Genomic DNA, 23,256 nt, shown 5'->3' with positions numbered 1-23,256 from the left:
TGAAATATCCTACCTCTAATATCATTTGGAGGTGATGCAATGGCAACTAAATCTATAATAATACTTAGAAATTTTTCACATGTTTCTACATGTGCTTATGTAAGAGGAGAACATCATAGAATAAATGAGGATTTAGCTAATCAGTTTATAAAAGCTAATTTGGCTGCACCTTGTAACCATAATCATGTTGAAGAAAATGAAGGGATAGTAGATGTTCCTGACTATATAAATGCAGAATCAAAATCTAAAACTAGAGGTAGAAGAAAGAAGGTTGATAACTAATGAATGATGAGAAAGCTAAGTTTTCAACTATAAATATATCACACTGTAAAAAGCATCTAAATATAGAGGAGGAGTTTACGGAAGATGATTTTCTTATAGAGATATGTTTGCATGCTGCGAAAGATTATATTAAGAATTATACATCTCTAACAGTTGAGCAATTAGATGATATAGACTCTATAGTAATAGCCATACTAGTGTTAGTTTCAGATTTTTATTCAAGACGTTCTGCTGCATTTGGATATGATAATAATCGTATTAACTTTATATTAAAGTCCATTTTAGATATGTATAGGAAGTGGTTGTAATGATAAATCCAGGCGAATTAAGACAAGTTATAGAGATACAGGATTTTTCAACTATAACTGATGTAAATGGATTTGAAATAACAGACTATAAGACTATATATAAATTAAGAGCTAAAGTAAAAACTCAAGGAACTAAGGAGTTTATGAGTGCAGATAAAGCAACTACAAAGTTAACCTTACATGTAATATGTCGTAAAAGGAGAAATATAGATTCTGATAAATTTCTACTATATAAAAATAAAAGGTACAATATAAGGCATGTACATATTTTAGAAGATGGTCAATTTCTTCAACTTACTATAGAGGGGGTTGAATAATGGCTTTAAAATGCAACGGAATGGATAATTTATTATCTAAATTCTTGGAGTTGGAAAAAAAGGCTCAAAGAGGAATGGCTGATAAGGCATTAGATAAATCTGCGGATATAATTAAAGAAGAAATTATATCAATAGCACCAGAAGGTAAAACTGGTAAATTAAAAGCTAGTATAGAAAAAGGTAATCTTAAAGGATCGGGAACTAATAGAACTATTGATATAGGTAATTTGAATGCAGACTCGGAAGTTGCAAGATATTTTTATTATCAAGAGAATGGAACAAGTGTTATGCTAGCTAAGAAATTTATGAAAAGAGGATTTCAAAACTCGGTTAAGGATGCTAATGAGGCAATTAAAGAAGTAATTAAAAGTGAATTGAGGTGATAAAGTGATTAATAAAAAAATTAAGGACGCTTTAAGCCCATTAAATATACCAACTTTTTACATGAAGTGTGGAAAACAATCAGATAAGTATATTTTATTTAATATTTACAATGAAAAAGATACGGATAGATTTGATAATAAAAACTTATCAGAAACTTACTATATAGCTTTGAATTATTGGTATACAAATCCTGCTGATTTAAAGTTATATAAAGAAGTTAAGAAATTAATGAAACAGAATAGATTTAAATTTGATGATAGTAGAGATTTACAAGATGGGGACTACTTTGGAAAAAATTTAGATTTCATATATAAAGAATTTATAAGTGCAGACGTTCAATAAGAGCGTCTTTTTTAATTAAAAAATAAAAAGGATACGGTGATAATAATATGAGTTTAGAACAAAAAATAATGTACGGATTTAGTGATATACATGTGGCGAAATTAACAGATGGAGAATATGCTACACCAGTAGCTATAGAAGGGGGGAAATCTGTCGAGGCAGAATTAAGTTTCGAACATACTCCTTTCTATGCAGATAATAGAGAAGTTGCAAGAATAGGTGGTTTTGCAGGAGGAGAAGGAACTTTAGGAGTTTTATCTTTAACTTCAACAGAATATAATCTTTTATTTGGGCATACTAAAGTTGGAGCAGATGGATATGTAGTAAAATCAAACGATGTTGCTCCAGCAGTAGCATTAATGTTTAGCAGAGAGAAATTAGACGGAACTAAAACAGGGTATTGTTTATATAATGTTAAATTTAAACCAACTTCAATATCCGCAACTACAATGGAAGAAGGTAAGGTTGAGGAAGAACCTATAGAATTAGAGTTTACAATAGGAGAAACTTCTGATAGAAAAATATATTATGTAGATAAAGTCACACCAACTTTCTTTGATAAAGTACCTGTAAATCCAGCTGAATAATATATTAGAGGTAGAGTTAAATCTACCTCTTTTTTATGTGTAGAAAGTGGTGATTAGATGATAGAACAAAAAGTGATGTATGGGTTAGATAATATATATGTTGCGAAATTAAACGGTGATAGATACTATACACCGATAAGGATAAAAGGCGCAAAAAGTATAGAGGCACAACTAGACTTTAAAACAGAAATTAAAAAAGCAGGTAAAAGAAATATAAGATTTACTAATTTTGAAGGAGGATCTGGAATTTTATCAGTTATGGGGTTGACTACAGATGAGTATAATCTTCTTTTTGGACATTCAGTAGAAAAAAATAAAGTTACTGTAACAACTACAGATACTTCTCCATATTTAGCATTAATGTTTAATAAAGAAAGGTATGATGGCTCAAAATTAGGATACTGCTTATATAAAGTTATTTTTAAGCCAGTAAATATTGGTGCTAGGACGATAGAAAATGGGATTGCGACAGAAGAAAATATAGACGTAGAATTTGATATAGAACATAATGATGGGAAAATTTATTACATGGATAATTGCGACGAGTCATTTTTTGATTCAGTGAGAATATAGAAAAAGGAAGGTAATGATATATGAACAATACAGTTGAAATAGTATTAGCAGAACAAATTTATAATGGGAAAATGGACATGAGATGTTTAGCAAATGTACAAGCAGAAATGAGAAAGCAAGGTATAGAAATGTCTATGCAAGATATATTTAATGCTATAACTAAACAAGATTTAAATATAGTTTTAGAGATAGTTGTACAATCAATACAAAGATGCCATAAGCAAATAAAAAGAGCATCTATAGAAGATAAGATTACTTTTGCAGAGATGGAAAATATATTTACATATATAGCGAAGTTAGCAGAAGTGAGTATGCCAAAATCTAATGAGGGAAAGTCAGAAGAGGTGAAATAGATCCTCGAAACAAAAGTGAAGATTGGGACTTTGATTATTTAGAATATTTATTTTATCATGTACTTCAGTTTAATCATGTAGATTTTTGGGAAATAACACCTAGATATTTATTTAAGATGATAGATGTACATGTGAAATTTAATAGTCCAAGTAAATCTAAAAATAATAAAAATTATGATAGTAGAGAGATTTTATAAGTAGGGATATAGCTCATATGGGTTGTATCCCTATTTTTTTACAATAGGTGGTGATAAATTGAGTGATGTAATTAGTAAACTGTCCGTACAGTTAGCATTAGAAAGTGGATCTTTTGCTAAACAAATGTCGGCAATTAATAAAGAAGTTAAAAACTTAGATAGAGATTTTAAAAGTGCTGGGAAAGGTGTAGAAGGATTCGAAAAGACATTTGTGGGATTAGATGCTAAGATAACAAAAACATCTAAACAATTAGATTTATATTCAACGAAATTAGATAAGCAAAAGGAAGCATACACTAAATTAGAAAGTACAGTAGAAAAACAAATTAGTAAATTAAATGAACTAGAACAAGCTAATCAAAAAGGGTCGGATGAATGGAATAAGACAGCGGAATTAGTTCAAAAGAATAGTGAAAAACTTAATAAATTAGGGAGCGATATTAACTCTACCGAATCAAATATATCTAAACTTACTTCAGAATTAAATCAAACACAACAAGAATTTCAACAGTTAGGACAAAAAACAGAAACTTTAGATGATAAATTAGCTAAAATAAGCCAAAGTGCTACTTTAGCTGAATCTGAATTTAATAGATTAGCTAGTGAATTAAAACAAAGCGGTGGATATTTTTCTAGATTAGGCAATGAAATGGATAGATTATCAAGCCAAATTGATAGTGGAAAGTCTAAAATAAATGCATATGAACAAGAAATATCTAAAATAGGAAATGTATTAGAAAAAGCTAAATTAGAACATAATGAACTAGGGCAAGCTATCAATAAATGTGAACAAGAATTAAATCAAGCTAAAAGTTCATATGGAGAAAATTCTAATGAGGCGTTACAACTAAAGACTAAACTTTTACAGTTAAAGGATAGTTATAATCATCTAGAAACGGAAATAGAACAAAATGAAAATTCATTAAACGGATATCAAACTGAATTAAATAATACAGTAGCAGATGTAAATAGACTGAGTAATGAATTAAGAACAATGCCTTTTAATAGAGTTGGAACTGATATGAAAACTATGGGGCAAAATATAAAGGGTGTAGGACAAGACTTAATGCCTATTACATTAGCTATAGGTGGAGTTGGAGTAGCATCTGCTAAAGCTAGTTTAGACTTTGAATCTGCATTTACGGGAGTTATAAAAACAGTAGATATGACAACCTCTGAAATGAAAAACATGGAAGATGGTATTAGAAACTTATCTAAGCAGATGCCAACTGCTGCAACTGAAATAGCTGGAGTAGCTGAAGCTGCCGGACAATTAGGTATTAAAAAGGAAAGTATACTAAGTTTCACTAAAACTATGGTAATGCTTGGAGATACTACTAACTTAAGTGCAGATGAAGCAGCATCTTCTTTAGCTAGATTAGCAAATATTACTGGTATGCCTCAAAGTGAATTTGATAAATTAGGTAGTACAGTAGTTGCATTAGGTAATAACATGGCTACAACAGAAGCAGATATTGTTGCTATGGGGTTAAGATTAGCTGGAGCTGGTAGTCAAGTTGGTATGACAGAAGCACAAATAATGTCTTTCTCAGCAGCACTATCAAGTGTAGGTATTGAAGCTGAGGCTGGTGGTAGTGCTTTCTCTAAAGTAATGATAGAAATGCAATTAGCTACTGAAAAAGGCGGAGAGAAGTTAAATAATTTTGCAAAAGTTGCTGGTATGAGTGCTAGTGATTTTAAAAAGGCTTTTGAAACTGATGCAGCAGGTGCAATATTATCTTTTGTACAAGGTTTAGGAAGTGCTGAAGAAAGAGGTTTAAGTGCAATAGGTATCTTAGATGATATGGGTATCTCTGAGGTTAGATTAAGAGACTCTTTGTTAAGAGCAGCAGGTGCAAGTGGAGTATTCTCTGAAGCATTACAAATAGGAACAGGTGCATGGGAAGAAAACAATGCACTGACTAAAGAAGCAGAAACTAGATATAATACAAATGCTTCTAAATTAGAAATTATGAAAAATAAGATGATTGATGCTGCGGTAACTATAGGTAATAACTTAATGCCTGCTATTTTAAGTTGTGCAGAATGGGTAGCTAATCTATCTGAAAAATTCGCAGGATTAGATAGTGGAACTCAAACTGCAATATTGGCTATAGCTGGATTAGCAGCAGTAATACCACCTTTATTAATTTTATTTGGTAGTACTATAACTGCTGTTGGAACAATTGCAACTGCATTTAGTGGGACAGGTGCAACAGCAGGCTTATTATCAGGTGCAATGGGAGCGTTAAGTTCAATTGCATTACCAGCAGTAGTTGCTGCATTAGGATTACTTGCTATAGCTGTTGGAGATAGTTCAGATACACTTTTAATGCTTCAAGACAAATTTGGAAGTCTTGGGGTTATAGTTGGAGGAGTTTGTGAGTTCATATCAGGAATATGGGCTGCTACTTTTTCTCAGTTAGCAAATGTAGCTCAATTAGGTATGGATTTAATAGCAGCTTGTATAGACGGGCCAGGAGGGCAAACTGTTAAGCAGGCATGGGATGACTATAATAATAGAACAATAGCATTACAAGAAGAAGCTGCCGATAAGTTAACTCTAACAACAACTAGAGGATTATCTCAAATGCGTAATGCAACTGATGAACAATTAAATGGTTGTATTACAACAATGGATTCTATACTAAGTCAAGTTCCAGCTATAGTTGATGGAAATTATAAACAAGCAGCATCTACAGTAGCAACTCAATTAGCAACTATGGATTCAACTCAAATATCTACGCTTCAAGCCATGAATGATACCACAAGAATGATGTTCCAAGGTATAAAAGAAGGAATGAATGTAGATGAAGCAACAACTCAGGTTATGAATAATCTTAAGTTAATGCAAGCGAATGGAAAACTAAATACTGAGACTCTTGAAAAAGACGTTTCTTCTGCGATGGAAACCATGAAAAAGAACATGGATAACAAAACTAAAGAAGGATCAAAAGCTATAGACAAAAACACTAAAGAGGCAAAAGATAAGGCTAGTAAGAATACTAAAGACTTGGCAAAAGACGTAGATAAAAATACTAAGGATGCTAAATCTAATGCCGATAAGAACACTAAAGATGCAGCAAATTCAGTAAAAACTAACACTGATAAAATGGCTAAAAATGCAAAGACAAACACTTCTAAAGTAGCAACAGATACAAGCACAGATTTTAAGAAGGCTAATAAGTCTATACAACAAGAATCTACTAACATGTACAACGGAGCAAAACAATCATTTACTAAACTGGCGGAAATAGCTAAACAAGCAGGAAGTGATATGTACAATGGAGTTTCAAAGTCAGCACAAAAAATGGTTCAAAGTGCAAAATCTAGTGCAAGTGATATGTATCGAGGAGTTACCACTTCAACTAGACAGATGGCAAATCAAGCTATATCAGATTGGAATAGAGTAAGGAGTGCATATAGTAGTCCTATTCGTGGAGTTATCAATGTTACTAAGACTCAGACTCAAATAAATAAAACTATAAATGAAACCGTAACTAGAGCTATGAATCAGGCTAGAACATTTGCAAGTAATAATACATTTGATATGCCTATCGCAATAAGATCATCTATAGACGCATTTAAGGTAAGTAGTGAAGATCAACAGATATTAGAGCAGCAATTGAGAACTACTAAATCAGTAGAAGAAAAGATAACTGAAATATTAAGAAAAGAGATTGAAAAGAGAAAGAAATTAATTGATAGTGAGTCTAAAAATAGAATTGATGCAATAAACAAACAAAAAGATGCTTATAATGACGTAAGAAAACAAATTGATTATGAAAATGATTATAACGATCAATTAAATAAAATCAAAGACTTACAAAAGCAATATGATAATATATCAGGAGATAATTCATTAGGCGCTAAGAAAAAGCTTGACTCGATATTAAAACAAATAGAAACAGAACAAAAAAGATTAGAAGATTTAGTTCAGTCTAAAATCGACTCTGATATAAACTCTGCTTTTGATGATGAAATACATAGAATAGAAGCTGAAGCAAATAAAGCTAAGAATGAATTAGATAACTTACTAGAACCAGATGCTTTAAGAGATTTTATAAATCAGACATTAGAAAGTGGAGTTTTTGAACATATCAACGGAGAGGTTTCTAGTTTAAAAGATGCTATGCTTGAATTTGTTGATGAATATGGGGACGGGTTAAGTAGTATAGGAACTTTGATAAAGTCAGAACTAATAGAAAATCTTAACATAGCTATAGAAACTATGAAAAATATGACTAATGTATTAGGTCAATTAGGAGTAGGACAGTATAGAGTTAATACAAGATCTCTATCTTTGGCTGGAATAGATTATTATTCAGATAGATATAGAAATAAACAGGTTTCAAAAAATAAAGATTCAAAAAAGAAAAGTAGCGGTGGAGTATCTATAAATATTAATGCACCTATGATAAATATCGAAGGAAATGCCGATGAGTCTTTAGTTAATGATTTAAAAAGTTTGGAAAATAGATTAGTTGAAAAGATAGCCCAAGAAATAATGAGTAAGCTCAATGGAAGATAGAGAGGTATATTAATTATACCTCTTTTTTTTATGTAAAATTAAATTATAAAGGGGATTGTACAAAAATGGGTTTAATAAATATAGATGAATTATTAAAATTAGATAGATTTAGAGATTTAAAAGAAGATGATAGAGTAATAAAAAAAGGAATAATAGATGAAATTATTAGGCAAGCATATGAAAGTAGGAAACAAAAGTATGCATATAACGCTAAAAAGAAAAAATATGAAATGGTATATGGTACTTATATTAGACATAGAGAATTTGAAAAAGAAAGTTATCTTGATCTATTTTTTAGAACTGTAGAAAAGATAGTTAAAGAATTACATAAAGGTTCAATTTGGGACGATGAAGGAAAAGAAGAATACTTACAAGAAGCAAGAGTTTTAGGTTACATAGCTTTAAATGATTTAGTAAATGGTAAATTTAATAGTAGTTTAGAGAAAAGAGGAATCACAGTAAATTCAGTTGAAGATTTTAAAGAAATACTAAAAGACGAAGAAAAAATAAATGCAATGTGTGCTATGATGTACACCGTTATTAAAAATTTATTAAGAAAACAATTATATCAACATGACAATCAGGGATATTATTTAGAATACTATTGGGATGAAAAAGAGAAGAAAAACATGACTAGAAAAGTAGATAAAGACAATATAAGTTTTGAAATGAACGCTTATAAAGAAGATGACAATGGAAAAACTTTAATTGATAAAATAGGAGAATCAGATTATTATACTATAGATGGTGATGAAAATGACTCTAACAATATATTAGGTTACTTAGTTAGTAAAATAGATTCTATACTTATGAAAAAGCAGAGAGAAACACTAAGTAAATTTGATGAAGATGGTAATTATTTAGGTGCATTCGGCAATTCAAATAGAAAACAAGCTAAAGAATCAATGATGAAATCTTTAAATAAATATGCTAAAACAGATAGAATGTTATACTTATCTAAAGACAGCTATAATGTAAGAGATATTGAATTTATTAAACTCTTTGAAATGATAGTTTTATGTGATAAAAGAAGTGAACAATTTAAATTGATAGCTACAGAATTAGATAATAATAAAACACTATCAAATCTTATATATAATTTAAGTGTAGATATTTATAAACCTATAATTCAATTCAAAAATACAAATCAAATTAATTATAAATACTTAAATACTAAATTTTTAAAGCTACTATATACACTTTTAAATGAGTACAATAATAAAGTTGAAGATAAGTTTTTCATAGAACATTTTGATTTAGATGAAGATGATAAAGTAAAATTTTACATAGATAGATATGTAATGTCATTTGGATTATTAGCTAGAAAAGATAATAAATATGAAATTGTAACAGTAAATCAATTAAGAGAGTTTGTTAACACTGTAAAAGGAGCTAACTATAATAAAACTAAACAGTTAAATAAATATTTAGCAGAAATAGGGTACAATTTAATAACAGATAAAAGAACTTCATGCAAGGATAATATATCATGCTATAAAATCGAGAGGCTATAGATATTCATTAATTTGAGTATTTATAGCCTAATTTTTTCAATAGTATTAAATTGATTGTTCGCAATTATCTGAGTTTTGTTGTATTTGAGAATCGCTTATATTGCCATAAAAATAATTATATGTATAATTTTTAGATGTAGCTATTTCTCTTTCTTTACTTGTAAATGTCATATTTTCACCTAAAATGCCACTACACTCAAGATCTAAAGACCACTCAAGTATTCTATTCTTAACATTGTCAGATATATTTTTAACCTTAGATTTTCCAACAGATAATACATATTTAAAATCATATCCAGTTGAATTTCTTAAATGATTTTCAAAAGTTTCAGGGTAAGATAAAGTCAAGTGCTGTAAACTATTATTTTCTTTAACTAAGTATTCTAACTCTGGTAAAGAATTTTTACATTTAAGTTTTGTTAAAAACTCAACTTCATTATCATTGCTAAGTACAACAGGTATGTAAACGCCACTATAAATGTTAAGAGCTAAACATTCCCCTTTAAGTACTCTATATTTAGGAAGTTCTATATTGATATCTTTATATCCATTTAATTCTGCATAAATCCAGTTTTCAGCATCTTTAATATATAACTTTTTAGATAATACTAATGCATGTCTAAGCAAATCAGAAACTGAAATATTTGAATCTAAACACTTTTGTTGTAATTCTAATACTAAGCTTGACATATAAACCTCCTATTGAAACTGAGATAATTGATAGATTAAACCAGAAGCAAGTAAATTCCCAGATGCTCCTTCTAATACAGTTTTTATAGAAGCAAGTCCTGATTTTATAATACTTGGTTTAGAATTTGTTTTTTCAAGTTCACATTCTACATTTTTTAAAATATTTTCAATAGTATCTAATTTAGCAGACTCTAAAGGTATACTTGATAAATTTTGCTTTAACGTATCATTTAACCAAGCTTTAAGTTCTTCTCTTTTATCATAAACTTCATTCATATTCATAGTTTGAGTTGAATTTTGAACATGTTGTTGTATTTGAGAATGAGAGATATCTCCATAAAAGTTATTTATAGAAGAAGATGTAATTTTTTCTTTATGAATATTCTCTTTTTCAACTTTAACTTGATAATGAGATTGGATACTTCCCATTCCAGAAATAAAACCTCTATCTTTTACTATATAATTTTCGCGTAGGTTATTTGGTAATATACGAACTAGTGTATCTCCTTCTTCTATTGGAATTGATATATCATTTATTAAAATCAAATTCGTTTGTACGCAAGATTTTATATCTTTATATACATCACCGTTTAATTTTAATAAATCTACTTTATCTCTCATAATACGATTACTAAACATAAGAATGACCCCCTTTTTATTGATCAATTAATTTTCTTATATATATATTAGCATAAAATTCCAATATAGAATAATTCATCTTAAATGTTTTTGTCCAAGCAACTTTTGTGCGATTACACATATAATGTATTAGGAACAAACAAACACAATCAAATTTAGTTGAGAAAGGGTGATAACTCACATGTCAAAAAAAAGAAGCGAGGAAGTGAGAATACCTGTATCTTTTAAAAAGACACCAGAGGAATTAAGCATTTATAACTACATCAAAGATAATTCGGCAATGATAGGTCAAAGTGCTTTTATTAAACAATTAGTAATGGAAGAAATGAAACGTAAAGGTGAATGGAAGTTTTAATTAAAATTAAAGGACTCCAGGAGTGCAGTCCATAGAGTCCAAACCTCAAGTGAATTAAAAAATATAATTCGATAATATATTCTATAAATATCTATGATATCCTTTAATTAATGTAATGAATTCTGAATTAAATCTAAGATTCCAACCAAAGAGAACCAGCCTAATGCTTTCCACAAGTGAGGATTCATCATCCTTAAACACCTCCAGATAAATTCTATGAGATTATTATAACCAAAATAGGAGGATCATATTATGAAGATATTAGTAAATGGTAACACAATAACTGAAATGGTATGTGGTCAAGTTTCTAAAGTTAGAGAGTATAAAAAAGTTGAATTAGTTGAATGTGATTTTTATTCAAGAGAAGATGTACTTTTAATTGATAAATTCATAGGACACATCAAGAGAAATAAAGTGATGTATAAGAGGTTAGTAATTCTAATTACAATATTAATTAATTCAAGTACTATAACTGTATATGCTACTGGCGGATTAGGAGATATGGCTATAACTATCATAGATAAGTTAACATATTTAGCTAAATATGCATGTATGGGAATGGGAATCAAGGAAATGATTATTTGCTTATTGAATGGTGGGAACATGAGAGAAGCATCATTTGCAGGTATTCAATTTTGGATAGGTTATTTGTTTTTAGAGTTTTATCCTACTTTATATGATTTTAAATTTTAGGAGGTATGTATATGAGTCCTTTTAAACAAACTTTTGATGTAGAATGGAACTTTAATCCATTTAAAGGAGTAGAAGAGTTTTTCTCAAATAAATGGAATGAGTTTTTAACGGAATTAATAACTACTATAACAGAATTAAGCTCAGATGTATGTTTAATAGCTGGATTAGTAGCTGCAATATTATTTATATTCGGATGGAAGAAAGGAAAAGATATACCAATATTAGCATGGGCTATACATCTTATAATACAAATCATAGGGAAGGTGATTCTAGGTGTTTAAGAATCAAGTCAAATCAATGTCACTTAGTAAATATATCCAGATTAAAAAAGAAGAATATTCAATATATCAACTAATACCTACTAAATCAAATAAGAATAATTCAACAGATTCAATAGCAGCATTAGTTAACAAAATGTTTATTAAGGCAGATAAGTTAATTAAAAGAGAAGATAAGAAACTTATAATACAAAGTTACATGAAATCTAGTTATTATATCCATATTACTAAGGAAGAAGTACAATTCTATTTTATAGTACCTACAGTCCATAACATGAAATTTAGAACTAAGTTCGGAGAATGCTGGAAGAATATAGAGATTAAACAAGTCGATAACATACCTATAGATATCAATTCATGTTCAAAATATGAGTTAACGTATACTCATAATGATATATTAAGTCTCAATGTAGACAAAAGAAGTAATGATTTATTGAACGCTAATATGGCAGTTATAGATATCTTAGATAACGATGACATGACGGGAATATTCTATAATTTTATACCAACAGGAGATAGAGAGGATACTTATTTCAAAAAGTTATATAGAGACAATATAGAGAAGTTTGAAAAAGGGCATTCACTTAAGAAAACTAAAGATATAGCAGATATAGGAATAGGAGCTTTAAAGTTTATAATATCTTATTTTGAGGACTTTATAGGAAGCATTCAATCTAATAAAAAAGCCAAAAAGAAAGAACTATTTCTTAATGTTAATAAAATACCATCTAGTAGCACTAAAAGAAAAGCTAGTAGAGATATATGTAAGAGTCAAACTCTAGTAATATCTAAATCTAAAAATAATAAGAAGGAAAAAGAAATAGGAATAAGTATGTGTAACAGCTTTAAATCTATATCAGATGACAATGAATTTCGTTATAAGGAAGTTAAAAAAGATATTGATATTATGAGACCAGTTATTAATAATGTAGCTATAAATAAGACTACAGTAGAAGAGTGTCAGAATTTTATTAGCTTACCAGGTAGAGAATTAATTGAACAGTATAAAATGATAAATCATAATAAAGTACTAGAGCGTAAAATACCTAAGTGTCTCGAAGATGGAGAGATTAGAATAGGAACGGTTAAATGCAAAGATACAATACAGAAAGCATATTATTCTACAGATAATCAGATATCAAGATTAGGTAGAGTATTATTAGGAAGTATGGGAGCCGGTAAAGATTATTATATGGTAAATATGGCTAAAGATATTATTGCAGCAAATAGAGGACTTATAGTAATTGATTATATAGATCAATGTCAATTAGCTAACAATATAAAAGCTATAACTCCACCTGATAAATTATTAGAAATAGACTGCTCTAACATAAATCAACTCCAATCGTTCGTATTTAATGAACACAAGATAAATCCAAATTTAGATGATTATTCTAAAATAGCTATAGCTATGCAAAAGTCAGAACAAATTCAAATATTATTAGATGCTATAAATGATGATAACACAAAATTAACCCCTAGAATGCTAAGATACCTTTATGCAGCAGGTACAGTAGTATTTTATCTTAAAGAAAACGCAAGCTTTAAAGATGTAATAGATATACTGACTAATCCTAGAAAGAGAGGAAATTTAATAAATCAATTAAGCGAAAATGCAAAAAGTATATTAGTTGATGAATTAGATGATCTTAGAGACTTAACTAAAACTACTAAATCTGGTGTAGAAAACTATGATTCTAAAATTGATGGTATCATAGATAGAGTATCATGGCTTAAGACTAATATGTATACTAAGATTGCTTATTCTAAAGATAGTTCTAGTAATATTGACTTTGTAGATGCTATAAATCAGGGTAAAGTGATATTAATTAAAATTCCTGAAAAACAATTTAACTCTAGAGTAATTCGCAATGTTATAGCTACATTCTATTTAAGTAAAATATGGTTAGCAAAACAATTAGGAGCTACTGAAGTAAAAACAGAGCTATTCGTAAATGAAATACATCAAAGCTATAATTGTCAGCTACTTATGGAAAATATATTAGTTGAGTCTAGAAAATTTAATCTTGTGCCAACTTTAGCTATGCATTATTTGAGCCAATGTACTAGTAAGTGTAAAAATGCCATATTAGCAAGTGGATCATCATTTCTACTTATATCAGGTTGTGATGTTAAGGCATTTAATGAATTAAGAACTCACTTTGAAAAAGATGGCTATGATGAAACTGATATAGTGGAATTAGAAAGATATAATGCATTATGTTTAATAAAAAATGAAGATACAAACTATAGTTCTTTTGTAGCTAAACTACCTGCTTAAAATTGTGGGTAGTTTTTTATTTAATTATATAAGTTCACATCTTGTGAAAAAATTGAAATTCCAATGATTTATATGTATATATAAAATTGAACAGACTGAGCCCAAGACCACTCTAAACGATTAAGCTGGTCGTTCATTACATCTAAACAAGTTTAGAACGCTTACGCTTGCTATTCACTTGCTTAATAGAGTGTATGAAAAAAGTAGGTTAAATTGTGCATGTCCTAATATAAAATTTTATTTTTTATATGCTTCCAGCTTAGTTGTGTAAATTTAATTTTCATTAGGTTAAAAAATAATAAAATAGAGATGTTAACATTAAATTACTTAAAACATATATTAAATTTTGAGAATGTGTTTTATATAAACAAAGAAAATAATTCGCTTTAATTCATTAAATCATACAGATATAAACATAATTTCATGTCAAATAAATATTTAGTATCATCATTAAAATGAAATTTTTGGAGGCATTTATTATGAAAATAAAGAGTTTAATAGCAGGATTAATGGTAATAGGAAGTTTAATAATGGTAGGTTGCGAAAGTGTAGAAAGTGAAGAAATCGAAGAACTATCTAAAGCTGAAACTAATGCTATAGAATGTGCTAAAGCAGATGCTGAGGAATTTAATGATACTATAATTAGTATTGCGGTGATAGATAGATTGGAAGATCTTACAAACGAATATGATGTGTTTTCAACAATGGATTATATTAATGAAATCACAAAACATATAAACTTTGATGATATACCTGAGGAAGAAGAAGTTGATGTTTTAAATAGACAGTGGGATGAAAGAAATTTATTAATCAAAGCAACAGAGTCATTAAATCAAGAGTTTGAAAAATATGGATGTCATGTTATATTAAAACCTGTTCATGGTGTAGATCATATATATGAAGGTACTATATATAATAAAGAAACTGGGGAACAAGTTGGTATAGTTAATCAGTTTGATACACTTACTAACGAATATAATTACTTATTCTATTAAAATTACTATTTTATTTGCTTACCACCTTACCATTTTGGGAACGTGCTATATTACATATGTGAAATACTATTTTAGTAACTCATATTGGGTATGGATAAACAACAAACCCATTAGAATTACTAAAATAGATTATATATGTAATAAATTTAATCTATAATCATAGGTGTATATAAATTAATGTTTACTAATGAATTATCCTTTAATATTAATCTTATTCTTTTATCATTATTCTTTTTTCTAAATAAAATTCACCAAAAGCAACATAAGCTTGTGATATAGAACTAATTTTAATTTGAAATGAGTTAGTTGAACTTTTTTTAGTCATATCTTTAAATCCAGATATCATAATAGAATCATTTTTATAAACTGCTGATTAAAAGTTAAAAGGATTAAGACAATTTATTACTAAATTACCTCCTAAATTAAACTTAAATCAAGCTAATATATCTCATGAAGAAAATGATAAATCCAATGTGATTCAATTCCCAAGTAAAATTAGTTAATAATTTTTTTCTTAAAGTGGAACATTTATCTTGTACAGTTTCATATAGTTTATTAAATGAAACTTGTTGAAGTAATAAACTATATGAACCTACTATATAAAAGTGTAATTAGCTTGTACTATAACTAAAATATATTAAGATATATCTTTAATGTATTCATACATTTTCTCCACTTTTTCTATTCTGTCGTTTATCATATTTATATAATCATAAGCACATGTCTTTTTTTCTGAACTAAAGCAATTATATTTACCTGATAGGTTAGCTATTTTTTCACTATCCTTAGTATCAAACCCTAGTTGATTTGTAAACTCAACAAGTGCATTACTAAGATTAGAATGAATCTCGTCTAATACAACAATCATATCATCACCAATACTATTAATTTTTTCGTTCTTAGTACAGTTATATTGAAGGAATGATTTAAGCTCATTAGTTAATTCTATGTTGTGTTTTATATCCTTTATAGTTGGTTCTAAGTATCCTAACTGAACTCCTTTATTCTTAACTTTTAAACTATCAATTGGGCTAAAAATAATAGTTGGTTCTTTTTCTAATTCTATAAACTCGTTTTTCTTAATATAAGTTTTTAAACTCTTAACATACTTTTTCGTATCAATTTCGTTTATTTCATTAGCTGATATATTAAAAGTACCAAGAGAGAATAGAGTAGCTCCAAGTGCTAATGTTAATATTATTTTTTTCATATTATCACCTCATCTAAAAGTTTTGACAAGATTAATCTTCCCAATATGAATGAAATACATACCTACAAGGGCTTAAAATTTAATTTTTATAACCTCTTAACATCACAGCTAGTGATCTTAATGTAAAATTTTGAACGGGGACATATTAGACGTTCATTTATTGTGCAGTCCATCTTCTGTTAAAAACCACATTTCTCTATTTTGACCTGCTCGGAATAATATTCCGTTCAGTTTTTCATCTTCGGTACTGTCAAATAGACAGTTTGTTTTTCAGCTTCATATACTGAAGGTCGCAGCTACAGACCTTAAAATTCTATATTCCTATATTCAATTAATGCATATACTAAAATGGCATCAATAAGCCATAGAAGACATGTGCTGGCTAAAAGGAGTAATTCAAATCCATATTTAAACACCTCCACGTGTAAATTATAGCCTTATTTAAGTTTATCTAAACAAAGCACATATAAAATCCCAGAAGGAGAATGTAGTTTTGTTGTAGACTTTGTTATATGCTGCACGTTTAGGATCTCTAAGCCATCCCATACCTTTACGTCCATATCCAGGGATAACAGCTTTCTTAACAATCCTCTTAGCTTTACCTGTGGTTCTAGCACTAGTCATTTTCTTTATACTTGGTTTTCTTATTCCATATCTCATAACTCAATACTCCTTATTTAAATTTATTTTACCAACCAAAAGATAATGCTTCTATATCTTCTTTTTCTTTAGCTAAATAAATCTCATAGAAATAAGAGAATGTCATTCCAGCTTTTGCTATTGTTAAGTCTATTGATTTAATAGCTATATCATAAACACATTCATTTAACATTTTTATTTGGGCTTCTGAAACAAGTATATTAAATTCTATAAATTTATGCATAAGAGCTTTTGTATGTTCTGTCATGTATTGAGTATCACTTAGTAAGTTTACTTTTTCTTGAGTAGTTTTAGTTTCATTAAGTTGTATTTCATAAGCTTTTGTTTTTTTCTTTTCAATGCCATTTATAACAACAACTGATTTTTTAAATTCAGTCTTACTAAAATCAGTCTTACTCAATTCTTTATTACTTGACGGTAATTCTGACTGTTCAAGTACGGTACTTTCGACTGTTCTTGTACGGTCAATTTTGCCGTTCAAAGTATTTCCAATAGTTTCAGCGTTTTCTTTTCTGTATTTCTCAATTCTTAATCTTTCCGATTCCTTTTTGTCATCAACTACTTTTTTAAATTCACTTCTATATAAATTTATATTTTCCTTATTAGTTTCAACTATATTTAAGTAAAGTCTATTAGCCTTACCCAAACCTTGTCTTATTTCTTCAAGTAAATTGTAACTTACCAATTCTTTTTTTACATCTCTACCTTTTTTCTCAGATAAGTTTAATATTTCAGCTATAGATTTATCATCAAAGTAAATAAATATATCTCCGTTTTCATCTATGAATCTAGTATCATTTTTTTCAGTAGCATTCCATACAGATAGACGAGTTCTTTCTAATAAAATACCGTAGAGAATTTTAGCATCATTAGAAAGTCCTTTTTTACCAATTTCTTTATTTGGTTTATACTTTGGTTCGTATATTAATGCTGATGGTACCTCTATGTACAATTTTTCTAATTCTTGGCTTATATTAAATCTCTTATTTTTGATAGTCATCTTTTTTCTCCTATTTATGCATAGAAGAAACCTTCAGCACATTCCAAATTTGTTCTTGCATAAAATTAAACTAGTTTGTTATACTATTAGTAATTATATATGATTTATGCAAGTTTTTTGGATTGCTCTTATCTACTGCGAATAGATAAGGGCTTCTTCTATTTTTACCTGTTGTTTTATTTATTTAATTTAGAATGAAAATTTGATTGTCAACAGAGCGTCTACATTTTGTCTACGTAAGTTAAATTAATGAAATAAGAGATTATAATAAAATGTTTTAAATAGTAATAATAACTTTGTTTTTAAGTGAACATATATATTATTTAGCTATACTTGGCCAAGACCATTTGGGATGCACACTATAGTTCTTCCTTTATTAATATCACTACTTTCTTTTATTATAGTATCTAAAATTACAAAACCTCCAACAGATGATACAATTGAAACTTTCTGGGGAGTTTATAAAAAATAGTTTAAAAGCTATCCTTTTAATATATTAAAAGGATAGCTTTTTTATTTATAATCTTATAAATTTGGGCAACCATATAATATAAAGTAAAAATTTTATAAAATAACAAGTAGATGATTGTTAGTATGTAAATATTATAATCATTGAAAAACATAATGATTATAATAGAAAGAATCAATTTCTAATTTGTAGAAAAATGTCATAAAATAAAAATATAGAAAAAATACTTTTATTTCATTGGAAAAGGAGACATAATATGAAAAGTTATAAACAAGTATTATTAGATGAAATTCCAGCTTTTAGAGAAAAAGGGCATAAGTTTTTAGAAAAAGAAATGTCAAAGATGGATTTTAAACATGCTTCTGGAGGTATGGGGGTTTACGCTCAACGTGATGGACAAAGTTTTATGATAAGACTTAGAGTTGCATCAGGAATTTTAAATTTAGAACAATTAAAGTTAGTTCAATATTTTTCACATAAATATAATTTAGAGCAAATACATTTAACTACTCGTCAAGCAATACAACTGCATGGATTAACTATAGATGAAGTTTGTGACATAATGGAAGAAGGTATACATAAGGATATGTACACTAGAGGTGGAGGTGGTAACTTCCCAAGAAACGTTGCTATATCACCTTTATCAGGGGTAGATCCAGAAGAAGCTTTTGATGTAACACCTTATGCAACAAAAGTAAATGAACACTTTATGAGTAAAATCACTACTTATAAATTACCTAGAAAATTAAAAGTATCTTTTTCAAGTTCACCTAAAGATGCAGCAAACGCTACTATAAATGATTTAGGATTCTTAGCAGTAAAAAAAGACGGAAAAGATTATTTTAGATTATTTATAGCTGGTGGAATGGGTAAAAATCCTATAAAAGGTGCTGAATTTGATGAACTAGTTGAGCCAAAAGATGTATTATATCATGTAGAAGCTATGACTAATTTATTTATAGAAAAAGGTAATTATGAAAATAAAAACAAAGCTCGTACAAGATATATACTTATGGAAATGGGAGAAGAAGCTTTAATAGAGTGTTATAAAAAACACTTAAAAGAAGTTAAGGAAAAATGCAATTTAGATTTAAACTTAACTCCTAAAGAATATAATAAAAAGGGTATAGAATCTAATATAAAAGACAATAGATTATTTAGTCAAAAACAAAATGGATTATATTCAGTTTATGTTCATCCAGTAAATGGACAATTAAAAGTATCAGATTTAGATAAAATAATAGATACTGTAAAAGATATGGATGATATAGAAATAAGACTTGCTATGAGTGAAGGATTCTATATAAGGAATTTAAATGGAGAAGAAGCTAAAATAGTTTTAGATTTAACTGAAAACATGACTGGAAAATATAAAATAGAACAAAGTACAGCGTGTATAGGAGTGCCTATTTGTCAGATGGGTATAGCAGAAAGTCAAGATACTTTAAGTGAAATAATAGCTTATTTGAAAGAGAAAAACTATACAAGTGACACATTACCAAGAATACACATTTCAGGATGTAATAACTCTTGTGCAACACATCAAGTATCTCCTATAGGATTTGCTGGTAAGAAAAAAAGAGTTAATGATAAAACAGAAGATGCATTTGAACTTCATATGGGAGGATGCGTAGGAGAAGATAAAACTAAGTTAGGTAAAGTATATGGAGATATATTAAGAAAAGATGTGCCAAACTTCTTATATGATATGTCAAAAGCAATAGAAAGCTCTAACTTAGAGTTTTATGAATATTTATCTCAAAATGAAGATGAAGTAAATGAAATAGTAAATAAATATTTAGTATAATAAATAAAGAACTCTATAAATTTATAGGGTTCTTTTTTGTAATAATCTTGGCTTTAAAGGAAAAGCTAAATCTATAAATTTGTATTTGAAAGGAGAATTATATGAAGGTAAGGCTAGGATATGTAGCTATAGCTTTAAATTTACCAAAGGTAACTTCATCAAGCACATTAACTTATGCTAGATATACTAAATTAAATAATAGTATAGATAGAGTAAATAAACTTAAGGAAGTTACAAGATCAAATATAGAAGATTTAGAAAAAATTTTAAGATATAATATTAATAATAATATACATTTTTATAGAATTACATCTAACTTGATTCCCTTAGGGACACATCCAGAAGTAAACTTTCAATATAGAAAGTATTTCAAAAAAGATTTTGAGTATATAGGCAAACTTATAAAAGATAATAATATGAGGGTTGATACGCATCCAGACCAATTTAATGTAATAAATAGTTTACGAGATGAGGTTGTAGAAAATACTATAAAAAGTTTAAAATTTCAAAGTCGATTATTTGATGATATCAATTATAAAAATGGAAAAATGGTAATTCATATAGGTAGTTCACAAGGTGGAAAAGAAGAGAGTATTAAGCGATTTGTAAATAATTTAAAGTATTTTCCTAAAGAGGTTGTAAGTAGGTTGATTTTAGAAAATGATGATAAAGTATTTAGTGCTAGAGATGTACTTGATATATGTAAGAGTGTAAAATTACCTATGGTTTTAGATGTTCATCATCATATATGTAAAAATGATGGAGAAAAATTAAGTGATATAATAAATGAGGTTTTTGATACTTGGAAGAATGAAGAATTACCTCCAAAAATTCATTTTTCAAGTCCTAAGGAATTTGATAATGATAGAAAACATGCAGATTTTATAGATAGTAAAAGTTTTATGAATTTTATATACTTAGCAAAAGAAAAGAGTAATAGAAATTTTGATATTATGATAGAAGCTAAGAAAAAGGATTTAGCGTTATTAAAATTAGTTGAGGATATAAAATATTTAGATAAAGATATAAAATTTATAGATAATTCAACCTTTGAGATATAAAAAAGCTCCCTATAGGGAGCTTTTAATTACTTTTTAGGTTTAAATGAGCTTTTTAAAGGAACTATTCTATTAAATACTAACTTATCTTCAGTAGTATATTTATCATCTACATTAAAGAATCCATGTCTTACAAATTGGAATTTATCTTGAGGTTTAGCATTTTCTATAGCAGTTTTTTCTACAAGACCTTGAACAATTTCAAGTGAATTAGGATTAATTTGTTCTAAGAAATGCTTACCTTCATTTTCAGGAGCATCATCTAATATTAATGGTTCAAATAATCTAAATTCACAAGGAACACAAGAAGCAGCATCTACCCAGTGAATTGTCGCTTTAACTTTACGTCCAGTAAATCCAGAACCACTCTTAGTTTCAGGATCGTATGTACAATGTATTTCAGTTACATTTCCCTCTTCATCAGTTATAAAGTCATTACACTTAACAAAGTAAGCACCTTTTAATCTAACTTCGTTTCCAGGGAATAGTCTGAAGTACTTCTTAACTGGTTCTATCATAAAGTCTTCTTGTTCTATATATATTTCTCTAGAGAATGGAACTAATCTCTTTCCTTTAGTTTCATCTTTAGCATTGTTTTCTATCTCAAGCATTTCAACTTGGCCTTCTGGATAGTTAGTTATAACTAATTTAAGGGGTTTTAAAACACCCATAGCAAGAGGAGCTTTAGGTTGTAAATCTTCTCTTACAAAGTAATCTAACATTTGGCTATCAACAGTAGAATCAGCTTTAGCTACACCTATTTCATTACAGAAATTTCTTATAGCTTCTGGAGTATAACCTCTTCTTCTAAGACCTGCTATAGTCGGCATACGAGGATCATCCCATCCGTCAGTTACACCTTCATCAACAAGTTGCTTTAATTTTCTTTTACTCATAACAGTATTTGTAAGGTTAAGTCTTGCAAATTCTATTTGACGAGGAACTTTAGGCATTTCGCATTCAGCTACAACCCAATCATATAAAGGTCTTTGATCTTCGAACTCTAAAGAACATAGGGAGTGAGTGATTCCCTCTATAGCATCTTCTAATGGATGAGCAAAAGCATACATAGGATATATACACCATTTATCACCAGTGTTGTGGTGGTGAGAGTGAGAAATTCTATATATTGCAGGGTCTCTTAAGTTGATATTAGGAGAAGACATATCTATTTTGGCTCTTAATACTTTCTCTCCATCTTTAAATTCTCCGTTTTTCATTCTTTCAAATAAATCAAGGTTTTCTTCAACAGTTCTGTTTCTATAAGGACTTTCCTTACCAGGCTCTGTTAATGAACCTCTGTATTCTCTCATTTGTTCAGCATTTAAATCACATACATAAGCTTTACCTTTTTTTATAAGTAAAACTGCTCTTTCATACATTTCATCAAAGTAGTTAGAAGCAAAGTATAAATTAGTCCAGTCAAAACCTAACCACTTTACATCTTCTTTTATAGAGTTTACATACTCTACATCCTCTTTAACAGGATTTGTATCGTCGAATCTTAAGTTTACGTTACCGTTAAATTCCTCAGCTAAACCAAAATTTAAGCATATAGATTTAGCATGACCAATATGTAAATACCCATTTGGTTCTGGTGGGAAACGAGTTATGATAGTATCGTGCTTTTTAGATTCTAAATCATTAACTATTATGTTTCTTATAAAGTTTGATGACTTATTTTCATTTGACATATTCGTTACCTCTTATCTATTAAATTTGTATTATTATTA

At 28.4% G+C, this 23,256-nt stretch carries 24 protein-coding genes; 17 read left to right on the top strand and 7 right to left on the bottom strand.

Annotated elements, in window-relative coordinates; translation table 11 throughout:
- Window positions 1–39: 39 nt before the first annotated feature.
- The 10 genes from H8891_RS06120 to H8891_RS06075 all read left to right on the top strand — a co-directional run bounded on the left by H8891_RS06120 (window position 40) and on the right by H8891_RS06075 (window position 9,388).
- Window positions 40–282: a hypothetical protein gene (locus H8891_RS06120; protein ID WP_187005629.1), complete on the top strand. Its 243-nt coding sequence runs from the start codon at window positions 40–42 to the stop codon at window positions 280–282.
- Window positions 282–590 (top strand): head-tail connector protein, encoded by a 309-nt coding sequence (locus tag H8891_RS06115; RefSeq protein WP_187005628.1) that lies wholly within the window; start codon window positions 282–284, stop codon window positions 588–590. Before H8891_RS06120 ends, H8891_RS06115 begins: the two co-directional genes overlap by 1 nt.
- Complete coding sequence (locus H8891_RS06110) at window positions 590–907, top strand: phage head closure protein (RefSeq protein ID WP_187005627.1); 318 nt, start codon at window positions 590–592, stop codon at window positions 905–907. Before H8891_RS06115 ends, H8891_RS06110 begins: the two co-directional genes overlap by 1 nt.
- Window positions 907–1,290 (top strand): HK97-gp10 family putative phage morphogenesis protein, encoded by a 384-nt coding sequence (locus H8891_RS06105; RefSeq protein WP_187005626.1) that lies wholly within the window; start codon window positions 907–909, stop codon window positions 1,288–1,290. Before H8891_RS06110 ends, H8891_RS06105 begins: the two co-directional genes overlap by 1 nt.
- Window positions 1,291–1,294: 4 nt before the next feature.
- Window positions 1,295–1,633: a hypothetical protein gene (locus H8891_RS06100; RefSeq protein WP_187005625.1), complete on the top strand. Its 339-nt coding sequence runs from the start codon at window positions 1,295–1,297 to the stop codon at window positions 1,631–1,633.
- Between the two features lie 47 nt (window positions 1,634–1,680).
- Window positions 1,681–2,220, top strand: a complete 540-nt coding sequence (locus tag H8891_RS06095; protein WP_187005624.1) for a major tail protein — start codon at window positions 1,681–1,683, stop codon at window positions 2,218–2,220.
- A gap of 57 nt (window positions 2,221–2,277) precedes the next feature.
- The gene (locus tag H8891_RS06090) at window positions 2,278–2,793 is read left to right on the top strand and encodes a major tail protein (RefSeq protein WP_187005623.1); all 516 of its coding nucleotides are present in this window, start codon (window positions 2,278–2,280) and stop codon (window positions 2,791–2,793) included.
- Window positions 2,794–2,813: 20 nt separating this feature from the next.
- Complete coding sequence (locus tag H8891_RS06085) at window positions 2,814–3,146, top strand: hypothetical protein (protein WP_187005622.1); 333 nt, start codon at window positions 2,814–2,816, stop codon at window positions 3,144–3,146.
- Between the two features lie 255 nt (window positions 3,147–3,401).
- Complete coding sequence (locus H8891_RS06080) at window positions 3,402–7,874, top strand: phage tail tape measure protein (RefSeq protein WP_243207770.1); 4,473 nt, start codon at window positions 3,402–3,404, stop codon at window positions 7,872–7,874.
- 65 nt (window positions 7,875–7,939) lie between these two features.
- The gene (locus H8891_RS06075) at window positions 7,940–9,388 is read left to right on the top strand and encodes a hypothetical protein (RefSeq protein WP_187005621.1); all 1,449 of its coding nucleotides are present in this window, start codon (window positions 7,940–7,942) and stop codon (window positions 9,386–9,388) included.
- Window positions 9,389–9,433: 45 nt separating this feature from the next.
- On the opposite strand, the gene H8891_RS06070 is transcribed toward H8891_RS06075, so the two are convergent.
- Window positions 9,434–10,078: an AbiTii domain-containing protein gene (locus tag H8891_RS06070; protein WP_187005620.1), complete on the bottom strand. Its 645-nt coding sequence runs from the start codon at window positions 10,076–10,078 to the stop codon at window positions 9,434–9,436.
- A gap of 9 nt (window positions 10,079–10,087) precedes the next feature.
- Complete coding sequence (locus H8891_RS06065) at window positions 10,088–10,717, bottom strand: hypothetical protein (RefSeq protein ID WP_187005619.1); 630 nt, start codon at window positions 10,715–10,717, stop codon at window positions 10,088–10,090.
- Window positions 10,718–10,922: 205 nt separating this feature from the next.
- On the opposite strand from H8891_RS06065, the gene H8891_RS06060 reads away from it, so the two are divergent.
- The 5 genes from H8891_RS06060 (at window position 10,923) to H8891_RS06040 (ending at window position 15,319) form a co-directional block, all read left to right on the top strand.
- Complete coding sequence (locus tag H8891_RS06060; RefSeq protein WP_187005618.1) at window positions 10,923–11,072, top strand: hypothetical protein; 150 nt, start codon at window positions 10,923–10,925, stop codon at window positions 11,070–11,072.
- A 252-nt stretch (window positions 11,073–11,324) separates the two neighbouring features.
- A complete protein-coding gene (locus tag H8891_RS06055; protein ID WP_187005617.1) occupies window positions 11,325–11,765 on the top strand; it encodes a hypothetical protein in 441 nt (146 codons plus the stop codon).
- Window positions 11,766–11,776: 11 nt separating this feature from the next.
- Entirely contained in the window at window positions 11,777–12,046 is a 270-nt protein-coding gene (locus H8891_RS06050) for a hypothetical protein (RefSeq protein WP_187005616.1), read from the top strand.
- A complete protein-coding gene (locus H8891_RS06045; protein WP_187005615.1) occupies window positions 12,039–14,324 on the top strand; it encodes a type IV secretory system conjugative DNA transfer family protein in 2,286 nt (761 codons plus the stop codon). Before H8891_RS06050 ends, H8891_RS06045 begins: the two co-directional genes overlap by 8 nt.
- Before the next feature lie 479 nt (window positions 14,325–14,803).
- Window positions 14,804–15,319 carry a hypothetical protein gene (locus H8891_RS06040; RefSeq protein WP_187005614.1) on the top strand — a complete coding sequence of 172 codons (516 nt, stop codon included), beginning with the start codon at window positions 14,804–14,806 and terminating at the stop codon, window positions 15,317–15,319.
- Window positions 15,320–15,530: 211 nt separating this feature from the next.
- On the opposite strand, the gene H8891_RS15475 is transcribed toward H8891_RS06040, so the two are convergent.
- From H8891_RS15475 to H8891_RS06025, 4 genes are all read right to left on the bottom strand, one after another.
- Window positions 15,531–15,665 (bottom strand): hypothetical protein, encoded by a 135-nt coding sequence (locus tag H8891_RS15475; protein WP_276510610.1) that lies wholly within the window; start codon window positions 15,663–15,665, stop codon window positions 15,531–15,533.
- A 291-nt stretch (window positions 15,666–15,956) separates the two neighbouring features.
- Window positions 15,957–16,529, bottom strand: a complete 573-nt coding sequence (locus H8891_RS06035; RefSeq protein WP_187005613.1) for a hypothetical protein — start codon at window positions 16,527–16,529, stop codon at window positions 15,957–15,959.
- Window positions 16,530–16,976: 447 nt separating this feature from the next.
- The gene (locus tag H8891_RS06030; protein WP_187005612.1) at window positions 16,977–17,189 is read right to left on the bottom strand and encodes a hypothetical protein; all 213 of its coding nucleotides are present in this window, start codon (window positions 17,187–17,189) and stop codon (window positions 16,977–16,979) included.
- A 28-nt stretch (window positions 17,190–17,217) separates the two neighbouring features.
- Complete coding sequence (locus H8891_RS06025) at window positions 17,218–18,189, bottom strand: replication initiator protein A (RefSeq protein ID WP_187005611.1); 972 nt, start codon at window positions 18,187–18,189, stop codon at window positions 17,218–17,220.
- Between the two features lie 725 nt (window positions 18,190–18,914).
- On the opposite strand from H8891_RS06025, the gene H8891_RS06020 reads away from it, so the two are divergent.
- Window positions 18,915–20,465, top strand: a complete 1,551-nt coding sequence (locus tag H8891_RS06020; protein ID WP_187005610.1) for a nitrite/sulfite reductase — start codon at window positions 18,915–18,917, stop codon at window positions 20,463–20,465.
- Window positions 20,466–20,566: 101 nt separating this feature from the next.
- Complete coding sequence (gene uvsE / locus H8891_RS06015; protein ID WP_187005609.1) at window positions 20,567–21,526, top strand: UV DNA damage repair endonuclease UvsE; 960 nt, start codon at window positions 20,567–20,569, stop codon at window positions 21,524–21,526.
- 26 nt (window positions 21,527–21,552) lie between these two features.
- Here the strand turns inward: uvsE and H8891_RS06010 are convergent, their stop codons facing one another.
- Window positions 21,553–23,217 (bottom strand): glutamine--tRNA ligase/YqeY domain fusion protein, encoded by a 1,665-nt coding sequence (locus H8891_RS06010; protein ID WP_187005608.1) that lies wholly within the window; start codon window positions 23,215–23,217, stop codon window positions 21,553–21,555.
- Window positions 23,218–23,256 lie beyond the last annotated feature (39 nt).

This window comes from Paeniclostridium hominis (genome assembly GCF_014306135.1).
GTDB classification, from domain to species: domain Bacteria; phylum Bacillota; class Clostridia; order Peptostreptococcales; family Peptostreptococcaceae; genus Paraclostridium; species Paraclostridium hominis.
This window is presented reverse-complemented; position numbering and strand designations above follow the sequence as displayed.